Here is a 19603-nt window from a genome sequence, read left to right as displayed (position 1 = left end):
CAATGACAGAAAAAACAAGACCTTCTGCCGCCCCGACGTCGGGCAGTGATGAAATCGATATCGGTCGCCTGGTCGGGACCGTTATTGAAGCGAAATGGTGGGTGCTGGGTATTACCGCCATCTTTGCCGTGGCGGCGATCGTTTATACGCTGTTCGCGACGCCTATTTACAGCGCCGACGCGCTGGTGCAGATCGAACAAAATACCGGAAACTCGCTGGTTCAGGATATCGGCTCGGCGCTGGCCAACAAGCCGCCGGCATCGGAAGCCGAAATTCAGCTGATCCAGTCGCGCCTGGTACTGGGCAAAACGGTTCACGATCTGGGGCTGGATATCGCGGTTACCAAAAACACCTTCCCGGTATTTGGCGCAGGCTGGGATCGCCTGATGGGGCGCAGTAACGATACGGTAAAAGTGACCGACTTCGTGATCCCAAAAGGGGCAGGGGACCAAACCTTTACCCTGACCGTGCTGGGACCAAAACAGTATCAACTGACCAGCGACGCGGGCTTCAGCGCACGCGGCGAGGTGGGGCAGATGCTGACCAAAGAGGGCGTCAGCATCAAGGTCAGCGCAATTCAGGCGCATGAGGGCGGGGAGTTTACGGTCACCAAATTCTCGACGCTCGGGATGATCAACAACCTGCAAAACAACCTGACCGTCACCGAAAACGGCAAGGACACCGGCGTCCTGAGCATGACATTCACCGGTGAAGACAAGGATCAAATTCGCGACATCCTCAATAGCATCACCCGCAACTATCTGGAGCAGAACGTTGAGCGTAAGTCAGCGGAAGCCGCAAAAAGCCTGGCGTTTCTCAGTAAACAGCTGCCGGAGGTGCGCGCCCGTCTGGATGACGCTGAGAACAAGCTGAACGCGTACCGTCAGGACAAGGATTCCGTCGATCTGCCGCTGGAGGCGAAATCGGTTCTCGACTCCATGGTGAATATTGATGCGCAGCTGAACGAGCTGACCTTCAAAGAGGCGGAGATTTCCAAGCTCTATACCAAACGTCACCCGGCGTACCGCACGCTGCTGGAGAAACGTCGTACCCTGGAAGAAGAGAAGGCGAAGCTGAATGACCGCGTGACCGCGATGCCGAAGACGCAGCAGGAAATTGTACGCCTGACGCGTGATGTGGAATCCGGCCAGCAGGTTTACATGCAGCTGCTGAACAAACAGCAGGAGCTGAAAATCACCGAAGCCAGCACCGTCGGCGACGTGCGTATCGTTGACCCGGCGATTACCCAGCCGGGCGTGCTGAAGCCGAAGAAAGCGCTGATTATTCTCGGCAGCATTATTCTCGGCCTGATGCTTTCCATCGTCGGCGTGCTGCTGCGCTCGCTGTTTAACCGCGGTATCGAAAGCCCGCAGGTGCTGGAAGAGAACGGGATCAGCGTGTACGCCAGCATCCCGCTCTCCGAGTGGCAGAAGTCCCGTGACAGCGTCAAAACCGTTAAGGGCGTCAAGCGCTACAAGCAGAGCCAGCTGCTGGCCGTGGGTAACCCGACCGACCTGGCGATTGAAGCGGTGCGCAGCCTGCGTACCAGCCTCCATTTCGCCATGATGCAGGCCAAAAACAACGTCCTGATGATGACCGGTGTCAGCCCGTCAATCGGTAAAACCTTCGTCTGCGCCAACCTGGCGGCGGTGGTGAGCCAGACCAACAAGCGCGTGCTGCTGATCGACTGCGATATGCGTAAGGGCTACACCCACGAGCTGCTGGGCACCAACAACGTTAACGGTCTGTCGGAAATCCTGCTCGGTAAAGGGGAAATCAGCGAGAGCGCCAAGCCGACGTCGATTCCGAAATTTGACCTGATCCCGCGTGGCCAGGTGCCGCCGAACCCGTCTGAACTGCTGATGAGCGAGCGCTTCACGCAGCTGATTGAGTGGGCGAGCAAAAACTATGACCTGGTGCTGATCGATACCCCACCAATTCTGGCGGTCACCGACGCTGCCGTGGTAGGGCGTCATGCGGGCACCACGCTGATGGTTGCACGCTATGCGGTGAACACCCTGAAGGAAGTGGAAACCAGCCTGAGCCGCTTTGAGCAGAACGGTATTGAGGTTAAGGGGGTCATTCTGAACTCCATCTTCCGCCGCGCGACCGGGTATCAGGATTACGGCTACTACGAGTACGAATACAAGTCTGACAGTAAATAATAATCCCCCTCATCCTAACCCTCTCCCCAGGGGGGAGAGAGGACTGCATGGTGCAGCTTTTCTCCCTCTCCCTCCGGGAGAGGGTCGGGGTGAGGGATAAGGGGAAGACCATGACCACACAACGCCCTTTGATTTCTATCTATATGCCGACATGGAATCGTCAGCAGCTGGCGATCCGCGCGATTAAATCGGTCCTGCGTCAGGATTACGATAACTGGGAACTGATTATCGTGGATGACTGTTCCTCCTCTTACGAACAACTGCAAAAGTTTGTTGAAGACCTGAACGACCCGCGCGTGGTGTACACCCACAACGCCATCAACTCCGGGGCGTGTGCGGTGCGCAACCAGGCGATTATGCAGGCGAAAGGGCAGTATCTGACCGGTATCGACGACGATGACGAATGGACGCCAAACCGTCTGTCAATCTTCCTGTCGCACAAAGCGCAGCTGGTGACCCACGCGTTTCTGTATGCCAATGACTATGTCTGCCAGGGCGAGGTCTATTCGCAGCCGGCCAGCCTGCCGCTGTATCCGAAATCACCGTATTCCCGCCGCCTGTTCTACAAGCGCAACATTATCGGCAATCAGGTGTTTACCTGGGCATGGCGCTTTAAGGAGTGCCTGTTCGATACCGAGCTGAAGGCCGCGCAGGATTACGACATCTTCCTGCGGATGGTGGTGGAGTACGGCGAGCCGTGGAAGGTGGAAGAGGCCACGCAGATCCTGCACATCAATCACGGGGAGATGCAAATCACCTCGTCACCGAAGAAATTCTCGGGCTACTTCCATTTTTACCGCAAGCACAAGGACAAGTTTGACCGTGCCAGCCGGAAGTATCAGCTCTTCACCCTGTATCAGATCCGTAATAAGCGCATGAACTGGCGCACGCTGCTGACGCTGCTGTCGGTACGTAACGGCAAGCGTCTGGCTGACGGGCTTCGGGGGAAATAATGTTTCTGGAAGATTGCCGCGCTAACAGCTGGAGCCTGCGCCCGTGCTGCATGGTTCTGGCCTACCGTATTGCGCACTTTTGCTCGGTGTGGCGCAAAAAAAATGTGCTGAACAATATCTGGGCCGCGCCGGTGCTGGTGCTGTACCGCATCATCACCGAATGCTTTTTTGGCTATGAAATTCAGGCCGCTGCCACCATTGGCCGCCGCTTTACCATTCATCACGGCTATGCGGTGGTCATCAACAAGTTCGTCGTCGCGGGTGATGATTTCACCATTCGCCACGGGGTGACAATCGGCAACCGCGGGCCAGATAGCCTGGCCTGCCCGGTGATTGGCAATAACGTCGAGCTGGGCGCCAACGTGGTGATGATCGGGGACATTACCGTGGGCAATAACGTGACGATTGGCGCAGGCAGCGTGGTGCTGGACAGCATTCCGGACAACGCGCTGGTGGTGGGCGAGAAAGCCCGCGTGAAGGTGATTAAATGAACATTCTGCAATTTAACGTACGCCTCGCAGAGGGCGGGGCGGCAGGCGTAGCGCTGGATCTGCACCAGCGCGCGCTGCAAAAAGGATTACAGTCGCGTTTTGTTTACGGTTACGGCAAAGGCGGCAAGAAAAGCGTCAGCCATGATAACTATCCGCAGGTGCTGAAGCAGACGCCACGTCTGACCTCCATCGCCAATATTGCGCTGTTCCGTCTGTTTAACCGCGACCTGTTCGGCAACCTGAATAATCTCTACCGCACCGTCACCCGCACTCGCGGCCCGGTTGTGCTGCACTTCCACGTGCTGCACAGCTACTGGCTGAATCTGGAAGAGGTGGTGGCGTTTTGTGGCAAGGTGAAGGCGCACAAGCCGGATACCCGATTTGTCTGGACGCTGCACGACCACTGGAGCGTGACCGGACGTTGCGCCTTTACCGACGGCTGCGAAGGCTGGAAAGATAACTGCCAGAAATGCCCTACGCTCAGCAACTACCCGCCTGTGAAGGTCGATCGCGCGCATCAGCTGGTTGAGGGTAAGCGTCAGCTGTTCCGCGATATGCTCTCGCTCGGCTGCACCTTTATCTCCCCAAGCCAGCACGTGGCGGACGCTTTTAATAGCCTGTACGGAGCAGGGCGCTGCCAGATCATCAACAACGGTATTGATGTGGCAACGGAAGCGATCCTGGCCGAACTGACGCCCGTAGCCGTTACCCCCGGTAGGCCGAAAATTGCGGTCGTCGCCCATGACCTGCGCTACGACGGCAAAACCAACCAGCAGCTGGTGCGCGACATGATGGCGCTCGGCGACAAAATTGAGCTGCATACCTTTGGCAAATTCTCGCCGTTTGATGGCGCTAACGTGGTGAACCACGGGTTTGAAACCGACAAGCGCAAACTGATGAGCGCGCTGAACGGTATGGACGCGCTGGTGTTCAGCTCCCGCGTGGACAACTACCCGCTGATCCTGTGCGAAGCGCTCTCCATCGGCGTACCGGTGATTGCCACCCACAGCGACGCCGCGCGGGAAGTGCTGGAGAAATCCGGCGGTAAAACTTTCAGTGAAAATGAGGTGCTGCCGCTGGTGCAGTTGTCGAAGGCCGATATCGCGCAGGCTGTTTTTGGCACGGACCTGGAATCGTTCCGCAACCGTAGCCGCAAAGCGTACAGTGGACAACAGATGCTGGAGGAGTATGTCTCGTTCTATCAGAATCTGTAGTTATCTGCTGCTGCCGCTGATCTACCTGCTGGTCAACGTTAAGATTGCCCAGCTCGGTGAAAGCTTCCCGATCACTATCGTCACCTTCCTGCCGGTTCTGCTGTTGCTTTACGTTGACAAGCTTAACCTCAAAAAGCTGATGATTTCACTGGGCATCGGGTTTGGTCTGACGGCGTTTAACTACATCTTTGGTCAGTCGCTGGACGCCAGCAAATATGTCACCTCCACCATGCTGTTTGTTTATATCGTTATCATTATTGGCATGGTGTGGAGTATTCGCTTTAAAACTATTTCTCCGCACAATTATAGGAAAATCCTCAGGTTCTTTTATATTGTCGTCGGGCTGATTGTTGTGCTTGCGGCAATGGAGATGGCGCAAATTATTCTCACAGGCGGCAGTAGCCTGATGGAAATAATTTCGAAATATCTTATATACAGTAACAGCTATGTACTGAACTTCATTAAGTTTGGTGGCAAGCGTACAACCGCGCTCTATTTTGAACCGGCGTTTTTTGCTCTGGCATTAATCTCAATTTGGCTCAGCATCAAACAGTTCGGTATCAAAACCCCCAAGACCGATGCTATGATTCTTGCAGGAATCGTTCTGTCAGGGTCGTTCTCCGGGGTAATGACGTTTATTCTGTTTTACCTGCTGGAGTGGGCGTTCCAGTACCTGAACAAAGAGGCGATTAAGAAAAAACTGCCGCTGGCGATAATCTCTCTGACGGTATTTCTAGTGGGCGTAATATTTGCGTTTCCGTACATTTCTGAACGTCTGGGTGATTTGGGAACGGAAGGTTCGTCGTCCTATTATCGCATCATTGGTCCACTGGTGATGGTGGGTTATTCCTTAACCCATATTGATGGCGTAGTAAGATTCGGCTCACTTTACGAATATGTTGCATCATTCGGAATCTTTAACGGTGCGGATGTCGGTAAAACCATAGACAATGGTCTGTATCTGTTAATTATCTATTTTTCCTGGTTCGCCGTACTGTTGACACTGTGGTATCTGTTTAAAGTTTTCAAAATGATGATTAACGCGTTTGGTGATAACCAGAACTTTCGCGTGCAACTTTATCTGTTCACACCGGTGTCGTTGTTTTTTACCGGGTCAATATTTAGCCCGGAATATGCATTCTTAATTGTATGTCCGTTTATTTTGCGCAAAGCGCTGAATATTACGAGCGTATGACGAAATGAGGTGATTTATGTTTCTTAGCGTCATTACTGTCGCCTTTCGTAACTACGAAGGGGTGGTAAAAACCTGGCGCTCGCTGCGCAACCTGGCGCGCGATCCGAGCCTCACCTTTGAGTGGATCGTGGTCGATGGCGGCTCGAACGACGGCACGGCGGAGTTCCTGGAAAAACTCAACGGTGAGTTCAACTTACGTTACATCAGCGAGAAAGATAAAGGTATTTACGATGCCATGAATAAAGGCATCAACATGGCGCAGGGGCGTTACGCGATCTTCCTCAATTCCGGCGATGTGTTCCATGAAGATGTGGCGCTGTTTGCCCGTCAACTGGCGCGCCAGAAAGAAGATGCCATGTTTATTGGTGATGCGCTGCTTGATTTCGGCGAGGGGAAAAAAGTGCTGCGCGGCGCGAAACCAGGCTGGTATATCTACCACAGCCTGCCGGCCAGCCATCAGGCTATTTTCTTCCCAATGAGCGGCCTGAAAAAACAGCCTTACGATTTGCGCTATAAAGTGTCATCAGATTATGCCCTGGCGGCCAGCCTGTACAAATCTGGCTACCCGTTCCGTCGAATTAAAGGACTGGTATCTGAATTTTCAATGGGTGGCGTGTCAACCTCGAATAATCTGGAACTGTGCCAGGATGCCAAAAACGTGCAGCGTAAAATATTACGCGTGCCGGGGTTCTGGGCGGAATTATCTTATTTCTTACGTCTGAAAACGACGGGTAAAGCGAAAGCCTTATATAACAAAGCCTGAGATATAAGGAAACGTAATGCAGGAATTAAATGGATTCTCCGTGCCGAAAGGTTTTCGGGGCGGGAGCGGTATTAAAGTTCAACTGTGGTGGGCTGTACAGGCAACGTTATTTGCCTGGTCGCCGCAAATACTGTACCGCTGGCGCGCATTTTTACTGCGTCTGTTTGGCGCAAAAATAGGAAAAAACGTAGTCATTCGACCTTCGGTGAAAATTACTTATCCCTGGAAATTAACGCTTGGGGATTACGCCTGGGTTGGGGATGACGCGGTGTTATATACCCTTGGCGAGATTACGATTGGCGCAAATTCGGTGGTTTCACAGAAGTGTTATTTGTGCACCGGCAGCCACGATTTTATGAGCCCGCATTTTGATATTACCGCTTCGCCTGTTGTGATCGGTGAAAAATGCTGGCTGGCAACAGACGTCTTTGTTGCACCCGGTGTTTCTGTTGGCGATGGCACGGTAGTCGGTGCCCGCAGCAGCGTTTTTAAATCGCTTCCGGCAAATAAAATTTGCCGTGGCAACCCCGCAGTGGTGATACGCGAACGCGTTGAAACTGAAAAACTTTGATAAGTACAGAGGAATATAAACATGTCTAAAGTCGCTCTCATCACCGGCGTTACCGGACAAGATGGTTCTTACCTGGCAGAATTGCTGCTGGAAAAAGGGTATGAAGTTCACGGTATTAAGCGTCGTGCCTCTTCATTCAACACCGAGCGTGTCGATCACATTTACCAGGATCCGCATGCGGCAAACCCGAAATTCCATCTGCACTACGGCGACCTGACCGATACCTCCAACCTGACCCGCATCCTGCAAGAAGTACAGCCGGACGAAGTGTACAACCTGGGGGCAATGAGCCACGTTGCGGTTTCCTTCGAGTCCCCGGAGTACACCGCTGACGTGGATGCGATGGGTACGCTGCGTCTGCTGGAAGCGATTCGCTTCCTTGGTCTTGAGAAGAAAACCCGCTTCTACCAGGCATCTACCTCTGAGCTGTACGGTCTGGTGCAGGAAATTCCGCAGAAAGAGACCACGCCGTTCTACCCACGTTCTCCGTACGCTGTGGCGAAACTGTACGCTTACTGGATCACCGTGAACTACCGTGAATCCTACGGCATGTACGCCTGTAACGGCATTCTGTTCAACCACGAATCTCCGCGTCGCGGCGAAACCTTCGTGACCCGCAAAATCACCCGCGCGATCGCCAACATCGCTCAGGGCCTGGAGTCTTGCCTGCACCTCGGCAACATGGATTCCCTGCGTGACTGGGGCCATGCGAAAGACTACGTGAAAATGCAGTGGATGATGTTGCAGCAGGAACAGCCAGAAGACTTTGTGATCGCGACCGGCGTGCAGTACTCCGTGCGTCAGTTCGTTGAGATGGCTGCGGCACAGCTGGGCATCAAGCTGCGCTTCGAAGGCACCGGCGTGGAAGAGAAGGGTATCGTTGTTTCCGTGACCGGCCACGACGCACCGGGCGTGAAGCCAGGTGACGTGATTGTCCAGGTTGATCCGCGTTACTTCCGTCCTGCTGAAGTGGAAACCCTGCTGGGCGACCCAACCAAAGCGCACGAGAAGCTGGGCTGGAAACCAGAAACCACCCTGCAAGAAATGGTATCCGAGATGGTGGCCAAAGATCTTGAAGCAGCGAAAAAACACTCCCTGCTCAAGTCTCATGGCTACGAGGTTGCCATCGCGCTGGAGTCCTGAGAATGACAAAACAACGTATTTTTGTCGCCGGTCATCGCGGAATGGTGGGTTCCGCGATTGTTCGCCAGCTGGAACAGCGCGGCGACGTTGAGGTGATTGTTCGCACCCGCGACGAGCTGAACCTGCTTGACAGCAAAGCGGTGCAGGACTTCTTCGCCAGCGAACGTATCGACCAGGTGTATCTGGCGGCGGCGAAGGTGGGCGGCATTGTCGCTAACAACACCTACCCGGCGGATTTCATCTACGAGAACATGATGATTGAGAGCAACATCATTCACGCGGCGCATCTGTACAACGTGAACAAGCTGCTATTCCTCGGTTCATCCTGTATCTACCCGAAAATGGCGAAGCAGCCGATCGCCGAGAGCGAACTGTTGCAGGGCACGCTTGAAGCCACCAACGAGCCGTATGCGATTGCCAAAATTGCCGGGATCAAGCTGTGTGAATCCTACAACCGTCAGTATAACCGCGACTATCGCTCGGTGATGCCGACCAACCTGTACGGACCGCACGACAACTTCCACCCGAGCAATTCGCACGTGATCCCGGCGCTGCTGCGTCGTTTCCACGAGGCGACTGCCGAAAACGCCCCGGACGTGGTGGTGTGGGGCAGCGGTACGCCAATGCGTGAGTTCCTGCACGTGGACGACATGGCGGCGGCCAGCATTCACGTCATGGAGCTGGATCGCGAGGTGTGGCAGGAAAACACCGAGCCGATGCTGTCGCACATTAACGTCGGGACCGGCGTGGACTGCACCATTCGCGAGCTGGCGCAGACCATCGCGCAGGTGGTGGGCTACAAAGGACGCGTGGTGTTTGACGCCACCAAACCGGACGGCACGCCGCGCAAGCTGCTGGACGTGACCCGTCTGCATCAGCTGGGCTGGTATCACGAGGTCTCACTGGAGCAGGGGCTGGCCAGCACCTACCAGTGGTTCCTGGAAAACCAGCACCGCTTCCGGGGGTAATCATGTTTTTAAGTCAGGAAGATTTTGCCACGGTAGTGCGTTCCACTCCGCTGATCTCAATTGATTTGATCGTGGAGAACGAACGCGGCGAGTTCTTGCTGGGGAAACGAACCAATCGTCCTGCACAGGGCTTCTGGTTCGTGCCCGGCGGGCGCGTGCAGAAGGATGAGACGCTTACCGATGCGTTTGAGCGTCTCACTCTGGCGGAACTGGGCCTGCAACTGCCGATGGCAGCGGGCCAGTTTTACGGGGTCTGGCAGCACTTCTATGACGATAACTTTTCAGGCACCGGGTTCACCACGCACTACATCGTGCTGGGGTTCCGCCTGAAGGTGAGTGAGGCAGACCTGCGTCTGCCTGATTCTCAGCATGACGATTACCGCTGGTTAACGCCAGAGGCGCTGCTGGCAAGCGACAACGTCCATGACAACAGTCGGGCGTACTTCCTTGCGGAACGTCAGGCCGAGGTGCCAGGTCTATGAAAATCCTCGTCTACGGAATTAACTACTCGCCGGAGCTTACCGGTATCGGGAAATACACCGGCGAGATGGTCGAGTGGATGGCGAGCCAGGGACATGACGTGCGGGTGATTACTGCCCCGCCGTATTACCCGGAGTGGAAGGTAGGCGAACGCTATTCCAGCTGGCGCTACCGCCGCGAAGAAGGCGCCGCGACCGTCTGGCGCTGCCCGCTCTACGTGCCGAAACAGCCCTCGACGCTGAAACGTTTAATTCATCTGGGCAGCTTTGCCCTGAGCAGTTTCTTCCCGCTGATGGCGCAGCGTCGCTGGAAGCCGGATCGCATCATCGGTGTGGTGCCGACGCTGTTCTGCACGCCAGGCATGCGCCTGCTGGGCAAACTCTCCGGCGCGCGCACCCTGCTGCACATTCAGGATTATGAAGTGGACGCCATGCTCGGGCTGGGAATGGCCGGGAAAGGCAAGGGCGGCAAGGTGGCGAAGCTCGCCAGCGCCTTTGAGCGCAGCGGCCTGCACAACGTGGATTACGTCTCGACCATTTCGCGCTCAATGATGAACAAGGCGCAGGAGAAGGGCGTCCCGGCGGAAAAAGTGATCTTCTTTCCGAACTGGTCCGAAGTGGCGCGCTTCCGCGATGTGACAGACCAGGATGCGCAGGCGTTACGCGCGCAGCTCGGGTTGCCTGCTGAGCAAAAAATCATTCTTTACTCAGGCAACATCGGCGAAAAACAGGGGCTGGAGAGCGTGATTGACGCCGCGCTTCAGCTGAGCGAACACCCGTGGATGTTCGTGATAGTCGGGCAGGGCGGCGGTAAAGCGCGGCTGGAAAAAATGGCCAGCGAGCGGGGACTGACCAACATCCGCTTCTTCCCGCTTCAGTCTTATGACGCGCTGCCCGCGCTGCTGAAAATGGCGGATTGCCATCTGGTGGTGCAAAAACGTGGCGCGGCGGATGCGGTGCTGCCGTCCAAGCTGACCAACATTCTGGCAGTGGGCGGAAACGCGGTGATTACGGCAGAAGCCGCAACAGAATTAGGCCAGCTGTGCAACAGCTACCCGGGCATTGCCGTTTGCGTGGAGCCGGAATCGGTTCCTGCGCTTGTGACCGGAATTGAGCAGGCACTCGCCATGCCAAAAGAGAACACGGTGGCACGTGAATATGCCGAACGCACGCTCGAGAAAGAGAACGTGCTGAGCCAATTTATTGCAGATATACGGGGATAAATCATGAGTCAAACCACTTTGTATCCGGTCGTAATGGCGGGTGGATCCGGGAGCCGGTTGTGGCCACTGTCCCGCGTGCTTTATCCAAAACAATTTCTGTGCCTGAAAGGCGACCTCACCATGCTGCAAACGACGGTTAACCGTCTGCACGGCGTGGAGTGTGAAAGCCCGGTGGTGATCTGTAACGAACAGCACCGCTTTATCGTTGCCGAGCAGCTGCGCCAGCTGAACAAACTGACCGAAAATATCATTCTGGAACCTGCCGGACGCAACACGGCGCCTGCCATTGCCCTTGCGGCGCTGGCGGCAAAACGCAGCAGCCCGGACTGCGACCCGCTGCTGCTGGTGCTGGCGGCTGACCACGTCATCCAGCAGGAAGAGGCCTTCCGCGACGCGGTACGCGCGGCGATTCCTTACGCCGAGAACGGCAAGCTGGTGACCTTCGGCATCGTGCCGGATCTCCCGGAAACCGGCTATGGCTACATTCGCCGCGGCAGCGTTACGCCTGGTGAAGGCGACAGCGTGGCCTTTGACGTGGCGCAGTTTGTCGAAAAACCGAATCTGGAAACCGCGCAGGCGTACGTGGCCAGCGGGGAATACTACTGGAACAGCGGTATGTTCCTGTTCCGCGCCGGTCGCTACCTGGAAGAGCTGGAAAAATATCGCCCGGATATCTTGCGCGCCTGCGAAAAAGCGATGGCGGTGGTGGATCCGGATCTCGATTTTATCCGTGTGGACGAAGAAGCCTTCCTCGCCTGTCCGGAAGAGTCCATTGACTATGCGGTAATGGAACGTACGGCAGATGCGGTAGTGGTACCGATGGATGCGGGCTGGAGCGACGTCGGCTCCTGGTCGTCACTGTGGGAGATCAGCGCGCATACCCCGGAGGGTAACGTCCATCACGGGGATGTGATCAGCCACAAAACGGAAAACAGCTACGTCTACGCCGAATCTGGCCTCGTCACCACGGTAGGGGTGAAGGATCTGGTGGTCGTGCAGACTAAAGACGCGGTGCTGATTGCCGACCGTAATGCCGTGCAGGACGTTAAAAAAGTGGTGGAGCAGATCAAGGCCGATGGCCGCCACGAACACCATATTCACCGCGAAGTCTACCGCCCGTGGGGCAAATATGACTCCATCGACGCCGGCGAGCGTTACCAGGTGAAACGCATCACCGTGAAGCCGGGAGAAGGGCTGTCGGTGCAGATGCACCATCACCGCGCCGAACACTGGGTGGTGGTGGCGGGGACCGCCAAAGTGACCATCGACGGTGAAGTGAAGCTGCTCGGTGAAAACGAGTCCATTTATATTCCGCTGGGGGCGACGCACTGTCTGGAGAACCCGGGGAAAATTCCGCTCGACTTAATTGAGGTGCGTTCCGGCTCCTATCTGGAAGAGGACGACATCATCCGCTTCCAGGATCGCTACGGGCGCGTGTAGCACTCCGCATCATGCCCGGTGGCGCTGCGCTTTCCGGGCCTACGAATGACAAAAATAAATTTGGCCATTACATGGTCAGGGCCAACTGTTGCCTGAAAAAGGGGTCATCATGGAAAAATTAACCTGTTTTAAAGCCTACGATATTCGCGGCAAGCTGGGCGAAGAGCTGAACGAAGACATTGCGTGGCGCATCGGCCGCGCGTACGGCGAATACCTGAAACCACAAACTATCGTGCTGGGCGGCGACGTGCGTCTGACCAGCAAATCCCTGAAGCTGGCGCTGGCGAAAGGGCTACAGGACGCGGGCGTCGATGTGCTGGACATTGGCCTTTCCGGTACCGAAGAGATCTATTTTGCCACCTTCCACCTGGGCGTGGACGGCGGTATCGAAGTGACGGCCAGCCATAACCCGATGGACTACAACGGTATGAAGCTGGTGCGCAAGGGCGCGCGTCCTATCAGCGGCGACACCGGCCTGCGTGACGTGCAGCGTCTGGCCGAGGCCAACGACTTCCCGCCGGTGAATGAAGCCACACGCGGCAGCTATAAGCAGATTAACCTGCAAAAAGAGTACATCGACCACCTGCTGGGCTACATCAACGTGGCGAACCTCAAACCGCTGAAGCTGGTGATTAACTCCGGCAACGGCGCGGCAGGCCCGGTTGTCGATGCACTTGAAGCCCGCTTTAAGGCGCTGAACGTGCCGGTGACCTTCGTCAAAGTGCACAACACGCCTGACGGCAACTTCCCGAACGGTATTCCTAACCCGCTGCTGCCGGAGTGCCGCGACGACACCCGCAACGCGGTGATTGAGCACGGCGCCGATATGGGTATCGCCTTTGACGGCGATTTCGACCGCTGCTTCCTGTTCGACGAGAAAGGGCAGTTTATCGAAGGCTACTACATCGTTGGCCTGCTGGCGGAAGCGTTCCTCGAGAAAAACCCGGGGGCGAAAATCATTCACGATCCGCGTCTTTCCTGGAACACCGTCGACGTGGTGAAGGCCGCGGGCGGCGAGCCGGTGATGTCCAAAACCGGCCACGCGTTTATCAAAGAGCGTATGCGTGAGGAAGACGCCATCTACGGCGGCGAGATGAGCGCCCACCACTATTTCCGTGATTTTGCCTACTGCGACAGCGGGATGATCCCGTGGCTGCTGGTGACTGAGCTGCTGTGCCTGAAAGGGCAGAGCCTGGGCGAACTGGTGCGTGACCGCATGGCGGCGTTTCCGGCGAGCGGCGAGATCAACAGCAAACTGGCGCAGCCCGCTGAGGCCATTGCCCGCGTAGAGCACCACTTTGCCATTCATGCGCTGGAGATTGACCGTACCGACGGTATCAGCATGGCGTTCCCGCAGTGGCGCTTCAACCTGCGCTCCTCCAACACCGAGCCGGTGGTGCGCCTGAACGTGGAGTCCCGCGCCGATACCGCGCTGATGGAAGCCCGAACGAAGGACATTCTGGCGCTGTTGAATCAGTAAAAAGAAAACCTTACCCCTCACCCTAACCCTCTCCCCAAAGGGGAGAGGGAACTTGAACACCCTCTCCCCTTTGGGGAGAGGGCCGGGGTGAGGGGCGAGGGGAAAGGTTTAGAACTAAAGGAACAACGATGACAAATCTAAAAAAGCGCGAACGAGCGAGAACGAATGCATCGTTAATCTCTATGGTGCAGCGTTTTTCTGATATCACCATCATGGTCGGCGGACTGTGGGCGGTGTGTTGGGTCAGCGGGCAGTCGTTCTTATACATGCACTTGCTGATGGCGTTGATTGCGCTGGTGGTGTTTCAGATGATCGGCGGCATGACCGATTTTTATCGTTCATGGCGCGGCGTCAAAATGACCACCGAACTGATGCTGCTGCTCCAGAACTGGACCTTAAGCCTGGTTTTCAGCGCAGGGCTGGTGGCGTTCAGCCATGATTTTGATAACCGTCTTGTGACCTATCTCTGCTGGTATCTGTTAACCAGCATTGGCATGGTGGTCTGCCGCTCGCTGATCCGCTTTGGCGCGGGCTGGCTGCGCAACCGCGGGTATAACCGTCGCTTCGTTGCCGTGGCGGGCGACCTGCCGGTGGGACAGGTGTTGCTCGACAGCTTCCGCAAAGAGCCGTGGTTAGGTTTTGAAGTGGTCGGGATTTATCACGACGCGAAGCCCGGCGGCGTGCCGTCCGACTGGGCAGGTAACTACGAACAGCTTATTGACGATGCGAAAGCCGGCAAAATTCATAACGTCTACATCGCCATGCAGATGAAAGATGAATCCCGCATCAAGAAACTGATGCGCGAGCTGGCGGATACCACCTGCTCGGTGATCCTCATCCCGGATGTCTTCACCTTCAATATTCTCCACTCCCGTATTGAAGAGGTGAACGGGGTACCGGTTGTTCCACTGTACGACACGCCGCTGTCGGGGATTAACCGCGTGCTGAAGCGCGTGGAAGATATCGTGCTTTCGTCCCTGATCCTGCTGCTCATTTCCCCGGTGCTGTGCTGTATTGCGCTGGCGGTGAAGCTCAGCTCGCCGGGGCCGATCATCTTCCGTCAGACCCGCTACGGCATGGACGGTAAGCCGATCATGGTGTGGAAATTCCGCTCCATGAAGGTGATGGAGAACGACAAGGTGGTGACCCAGGCGACGCAGAACGATCCGCGCGTCACCCGCGTGGGCAACTTCCTGCGCCGTACCTCGCTCGATGAGCTGCCGCAGTTCATCAACGTGTTCACCGGCGGGATGTCCATCGTCGGGCCTCGTCCTCACGCCGTGGCCCATAACGAGCAGTACCGCACCCTGATTGAAGGCTACATGCTGCGCCATAAGGTGAAGCCAGGCATCACAGGCTGGGCGCAGATCAACGGCTGGCGCGGCGAGACCGACACGCTGGAAAAAATGGAAAAACGTATCGAGTTCGATCTGGAGTACATCCGCGAGTGGAGCCTCTGGTTCGATATCAAGATTGTTTTTCTGACCATTTTCAAAGGCTTCGTGAACAAAGCGGCGTACTAAGATGAGCTTACGAGAAAAAACCATCAGCGGCGCGAAATGGTCAGCCATGGCCACCATCGTCATTATTGGCCTCGGCCTGGTGCAGATGACGGTGCTGGCGCGCATTATCGATAACCACCAGTTTGGTCTGCTGACCGTCTCGCTGGTGATTATCGCCCTGGCCGATACGCTGTCGGACTTTGGTATCGCCAACTCCATTATCCAGCGCAAGGAGATCAGCCATCTGGAGCTGACCACCCTCTACTGGCTGAACGTCGGGCTGGGGATCTTCGTGTTCGTACTGGTGTTCCTGCTGAGCGATGTGATTGCCGGCGTGCTGCATAACCCGGACCTGGCGCCGCTGATGCGCACCCTGTCGTTCGCTTTCGTGGTGATCCCGCACGGGCAGCAGTTCCGCGCGCTGATGCAGAAGGAGCTGGAGTTCAACAAAATCGGCATGATTGAAACCAGCGCCGTACTGGCGGGCTTTACCTTCACTGTGGTCAGCGCCCATTTCTGGCCGCTGGCGATGACCGCCATCCTCGGCTACCTGGTTAACTCTGCCGTGCGCACGCTGCTGTTTGGCTTCTTTGGCCGCAAGATTTATCGCCCGAGGCTGCATTTTTCGCTGGCGTCTGTTTCATCCAACCTGCGCTTCGGCGCGTGGCTGACGGCAGACAGCATTATCAACTACGTGAATACTAACCTCTCCACGCTGGTGCTGGCGCGCATTCTGGGCGCGAGCGTCGCGGGTGGCTACAACCTGGCGTATAACGTCGCGGTTGTCCCGCCGATGAAGCTCAACCCTATCATTACCCGCGTGCTGTTCCCGGCGTTCGCCAAAATTCAGGACGATACCGAAAAGCTGCGCGTGAACTTTTACAAGCTGCTCTCCGTCGTGGGGATCATCAACTTCCCGGTGCTGCTGGGGCTGATGGTGGTTGCCAGCAATTTCGTACCGCTGGTGTTTGGCGAGAAGTGGAACAGCATCATCCCGATCCTGCAACTGCTGTGCGTCGTGGGGCTGCTGCGCTCGGTGGGGAACCCGATTGGTTCTCTGCTAATGGCGAAGGCGCGAGTGGATATCAGCTTCAAGTTCAACGTGTTTAAAACCTTCCTGTTTATTCCGGCAATTATTGTGGGCGGCCACATGGCGGGCGCCATTGGCGTGACGCTCGGCTTCCTGCTGGTGCAAATCGTCAATACCGTGCTGAGCTACTTCGTGATGATCAAACCGGTGCTGGGCTCCAGCTACCGTCAGTACATCCTCAGCCTGTGGCTGCCGTTCTATCTCTCCTTACCGACGCTTGCGGTGAGCTACGGCCTGGGCGTGGTGCTCAACGGGCATCTGCCGCTGGCGGCGCTGCTTGCGGTGCAGGTCGCGGCAGGCGCGCTGGCGTTCGCCGTGATGATTGTGCTGTCACGCAATGCGCTGGTGGTCGAGATGAAGCGCCAGTTTTGCCGTAACGAAAAAATGAAAACGCTGCTTCGCGCAGGCTAATTTTACGAGGCCATTATGAAATTACTTATTCTTGGCAACCATACCTGCGGCAACCGTGGCGACAGCGCCATCCTGCGCGGTTTACTGGATGCAATTAACACCCTTAAGCCTGAGACTGAAGTGGATGTGATGAGCCGTTATCCGGTCAGCTCATCCTGGTTACTGAACCGCCCGGTGATGGGCGACCCGCTCTACAGCCAGATGAAACAGCACAACAACGCCGCGGGCGTGATGGGGCGCGTGAAGAAAGTGCTGCGTCGCCGCTACCAGCATCAGGTGCTGCTTTCTCGCGTGACCGACACCGGCAAGCTGCGCAACATTGCCATCGCGCAGGGCTTTACCGATTTTGTTCGTCTGCTGTCCGGCTATGACGCCATTATTCAGGTGGGCGGTTCGTTCTTCGTCGATCTGTACGGCGTGCCACAGTTTGAGCATGCACTTTGTACGTTCATGGCGAAAAAGCCGCTGTTTATGATCGGCCACAGCGTCGGGCCATTCCAGGATCCGCAGTTTAACCAACTGGCGAACTATGTCTTCGGCCACTGCGACGCGCTGATCCTGCGTGAATCGGTCAGCCTCGACATGATGAAACGCAGTGAAATCGACACCACCAAAGTGGAGCACGGTGTGGACACCGCCTGGCTGGTGGATCATCAGGATGACAGTTTCCAGGCCAGCTACGCGGTACAGCACTGGCTCGACGTGGTGGCAAAGCAGAAAACCGTCGCCATTACCCTGCGTGAACTTGCTCCGTTCGATAAACGCCTCGGCACGACCCAGGCGGCGTACGAGAAAGCCTTTGCCGACGTGGTGAACCGCGTGCTGGACAGCGGTTACCAGGTGCTGGCGCTTTCCACCTGTACCGGTATCGACAGCTACAACAAAGATGACCGTATGGTGGCGCTCAACCTGCGCAACCTGGTGAACGACCCGTCCCGCTATCACGTGGTGATGGACGAGCTGAACGACCTTGAGATGGGCAAGCTGCTCTCCGCCTGCGACCTGACCGTGGGCACGCGTCTGCACTCGGCCATTATCTCGATGAACTTCGGCACGCCAGCCATCGCCATTAACTACGAACACAAGTCCGCGGGCATTATGCAGCAGCTCGGTATGCCGGAAATGGCCGTCGATATTCGTCATCTGCTGGACGGATCTCTGGGGGCGATGGTGGGCGACACGCTCGGCCAGCTGCCTGCGATCAACGAACGTCTGGCGGTGGCGGTAAAAGCCGAACGCGAAAAAGGTATTGGCATGGTGAAATCCGTACTCGACCGCGTCCGGGAGGGGAAATGAAGGTTGGTTTCTTCTTACTGAAATTCCCGCTGTCGTCTGAAACCTTTGTGCTGAACCAAATCACCGCGTTTATCGATATGGGGTATGACGTGGAGATTATCGCCCTGCAAAAGGGCGATACGCAAAACACCCATGCGGCGTATACCCGGTATGGGCTGGAGGCGAAAACCCGCTGGTTGCAGGATGAACCCACCGGACGATTGAACAAACTGCGCCATCGCGCCAGCCAGACGCTGCGCGGCCTGCATCGCGCCTCGACGTGGCGGGCGCTGAATATGTCGCGCTATGGGGCGGAGGCCCGCAACCTGATCCTTTCCGCCATTTGCGGGCAAACGGCGCAGCCGTACCGGGCCGATGTCTTTATCGCCCACTTTGGCCCGGCGGGCGTCACTGCGGCAAAACTGCGTGAGCTGGGGGTGATTGACGGCAAAATCGCAACCATTTTCCACGGTATCGACATCTCCAGCCGGGAAGTACTGAACCACTACACGCCGGAATATCAGCAGCTGTTTCGCCGCGGCGACATGATGCTGCCGATAAGCAACCTGTGGGCCGGACGCCTGAAAACCATGGGGTGCCCGAGCGAGAAAATCACCGTTTCACGCATGGGCGTGGATATGGAACGTTTCACTCAGCGACCGGTCAAGGTGCCGGGCAAGCCGCTGCAAATTATCTCTGTTGCCCGCCTGACCGAAAAGAAAGGGCTGCACGTAGCCATCGAAGCCTGTCGTCAGCTGAAGGCGCGCGGCGTGGACTTCCACTACCGCATCCTGGGCATCGGGCCGTGGGAGCGTCGCCTGCGCACGCTGATTGAACAGTATCAGCTGGAAGACGTGGTCGAGATGCCGGGCTTCAAGCCGAGCCACGAAGTGAAAGCCATGCTTGATGATGCGGATGTGTTCCTGCTGCCTTCCGTAACCGGCGCCGACGGCGATATGGAAGGTATTCCCGTGGCGCTGATGGAGGCGATGGCGGTCGGCATTCCGGTGGTCTCGACCCTGCACAGCGGGATCCCTGAGCTGATCACCTCTGAACACTCCGGCTGGCTGGTCCCTGAAAACAATGCGCTGGCGCTGGCGGATCGTCTGGCCGCGTTCAGTGATATCGATCAGCAGACGCTGATCCCTGTGCTGCAAAATGCGCGGCAAAAAGTTGAAGCAGAATTCAATCAGCAGGTGATTAATCGCCAGTTAGCGAGCCTGCTGCAAACGCTGTAACG

At 56.5% G+C, this 19603-nt stretch carries 17 protein-coding genes; all 17 read left to right on the top strand.

Features of this window, described 5'->3' with window-relative positions; all coding sequences use genetic code 11:
- Positions 1-2: 2 nt before the first annotated feature.
- The 17 genes from wzc to wcaL all read left to right on the top strand — a co-directional run bounded on the left by wzc (position 3) and on the right by wcaL (position 19601).
- Positions 3-2165, top strand: coding sequence for a tyrosine-protein kinase Wzc (gene wzc, locus AC4OVU_RS14250; protein ID WP_015572374.1), 2163 nt, complete (start codon positions 3-5; stop codon positions 2163-2165).
- 110 nt (positions 2166-2275) lie between these two features.
- Entirely contained in the window at positions 2276-3118 is an 843-nt protein-coding gene (gene wcaA / locus AC4OVU_RS14245; protein WP_017383272.1) for a colanic acid biosynthesis glycosyltransferase WcaA, read from the top strand.
- On the top strand, positions 3118-3609 hold the full coding sequence (wcaB, locus tag AC4OVU_RS14240; RefSeq protein WP_003863505.1) for a colanic acid biosynthesis acetyltransferase WcaB: 492 nt from the start codon (positions 3118-3120) through the stop codon (positions 3607-3609). Before wcaA ends, wcaB begins: the two co-directional genes overlap by 1 nt.
- Positions 3606-4823: a colanic acid biosynthesis glycosyltransferase WcaC gene (wcaC, locus tag AC4OVU_RS14235; protein WP_017383273.1), complete on the top strand. Its 1218-nt coding sequence runs from the start codon at positions 3606-3608 to the stop codon at positions 4821-4823. The genes wcaB and wcaC overlap by 4 nt, the downstream gene beginning before the upstream one ends.
- Positions 4798-6018, top strand: coding sequence for a colanic acid polymerase WcaD (gene wcaD / locus AC4OVU_RS14230; protein ID WP_015572375.1), 1221 nt, complete (start codon positions 4798-4800; stop codon positions 6016-6018). Before wcaC ends, wcaD begins: the two co-directional genes overlap by 26 nt.
- Before the next feature lie 16 nt (positions 6019-6034).
- The gene (wcaE, locus tag AC4OVU_RS14225) at positions 6035-6781 is read left to right on the top strand and encodes a colanic acid biosynthesis glycosyltransferase WcaE (RefSeq protein WP_003863510.1); all 747 of its coding nucleotides are present in this window, start codon (positions 6035-6037) and stop codon (positions 6779-6781) included.
- 16 nt (positions 6782-6797) lie between these two features.
- Complete coding sequence (wcaF, locus tag AC4OVU_RS14220; RefSeq protein ID WP_015572376.1) at positions 6798-7352, top strand: colanic acid biosynthesis acetyltransferase WcaF; 555 nt, start codon at positions 6798-6800, stop codon at positions 7350-7352.
- Between the two features lie 21 nt (positions 7353-7373).
- Positions 7374-8495, top strand: coding sequence for a GDP-mannose 4,6-dehydratase (gmd, locus tag AC4OVU_RS14215; RefSeq protein ID WP_003863514.1), 1122 nt, complete (start codon positions 7374-7376; stop codon positions 8493-8495).
- A 2-nt stretch (positions 8496-8497) separates the two neighbouring features.
- Positions 8498-9463: a GDP-L-fucose synthase gene (fcl, locus tag AC4OVU_RS14210; RefSeq protein ID WP_023303988.1), complete on the top strand. Its 966-nt coding sequence runs from the start codon at positions 8498-8500 to the stop codon at positions 9461-9463.
- 2 nt (positions 9464-9465) lie between these two features.
- A complete protein-coding gene (locus tag AC4OVU_RS14205; RefSeq protein ID WP_065186924.1) occupies positions 9466-9945 on the top strand; it encodes a GDP-mannose mannosyl hydrolase in 480 nt (159 codons plus the stop codon).
- A complete protein-coding gene (gene wcaI / locus AC4OVU_RS14200) occupies positions 9942-11165 on the top strand; it encodes a colanic acid biosynthesis fucosyltransferase WcaI (protein WP_022651482.1) in 1224 nt (407 codons plus the stop codon). The genes AC4OVU_RS14205 and wcaI overlap by 4 nt, the downstream gene beginning before the upstream one ends.
- 3 nt (positions 11166-11168) lie before the next feature.
- The gene (gene cpsB / locus AC4OVU_RS14195) at positions 11169-12605 is read left to right on the top strand and encodes a mannose-1-phosphate guanyltransferase (RefSeq protein WP_047738846.1); all 1437 of its coding nucleotides are present in this window, start codon (positions 11169-11171) and stop codon (positions 12603-12605) included.
- Between the two features lie 109 nt (positions 12606-12714).
- Positions 12715-14085 carry a colanic acid biosynthesis phosphomannomutase CpsG gene (cpsG, locus tag AC4OVU_RS14190; RefSeq protein WP_045338360.1) on the top strand — a complete coding sequence of 457 codons (1371 nt, stop codon included), beginning with the start codon at positions 12715-12717 and terminating at the stop codon, positions 14083-14085.
- A gap of 128 nt (positions 14086-14213) precedes the next feature.
- Positions 14214-15608 carry an undecaprenyl-phosphate glucose phosphotransferase gene (wcaJ, locus tag AC4OVU_RS14185; RefSeq protein WP_006811236.1) on the top strand — a complete coding sequence of 465 codons (1395 nt, stop codon included), beginning with the start codon at positions 14214-14216 and terminating at the stop codon, positions 15606-15608.
- Between the two features lies 1 nt (position 15609).
- Positions 15610-17088: a colanic acid undecaprenyl disphosphate flippase WzxC gene (wzxC, locus tag AC4OVU_RS14180; protein ID WP_110293153.1), complete on the top strand. Its 1479-nt coding sequence runs from the start codon at positions 15610-15612 to the stop codon at positions 17086-17088.
- 15 nt (positions 17089-17103) lie between these two features.
- Positions 17104-18384, top strand: coding sequence for a colanic acid biosynthesis pyruvyl transferase WcaK (wcaK, locus tag AC4OVU_RS14175; protein WP_045338358.1), 1281 nt, complete (start codon positions 17104-17106; stop codon positions 18382-18384).
- On the top strand, positions 18381-19601 hold the full coding sequence (gene wcaL, locus AC4OVU_RS14170; protein WP_108394037.1) for a colanic acid biosynthesis glycosyltransferase WcaL: 1221 nt from the start codon (positions 18381-18383) through the stop codon (positions 19599-19601). The genes wcaK and wcaL overlap by 4 nt, the downstream gene beginning before the upstream one ends.
- The last annotated feature ends 2 nt before the right edge of the window (positions 19602-19603 follow it).

Source organism: Enterobacter sp. 6722112 (assembly GCF_058661685.1).
Note: the sequence above shows the minus strand (reverse complement) of the source record. Positions and strands in the feature narration are given on the sequence as shown.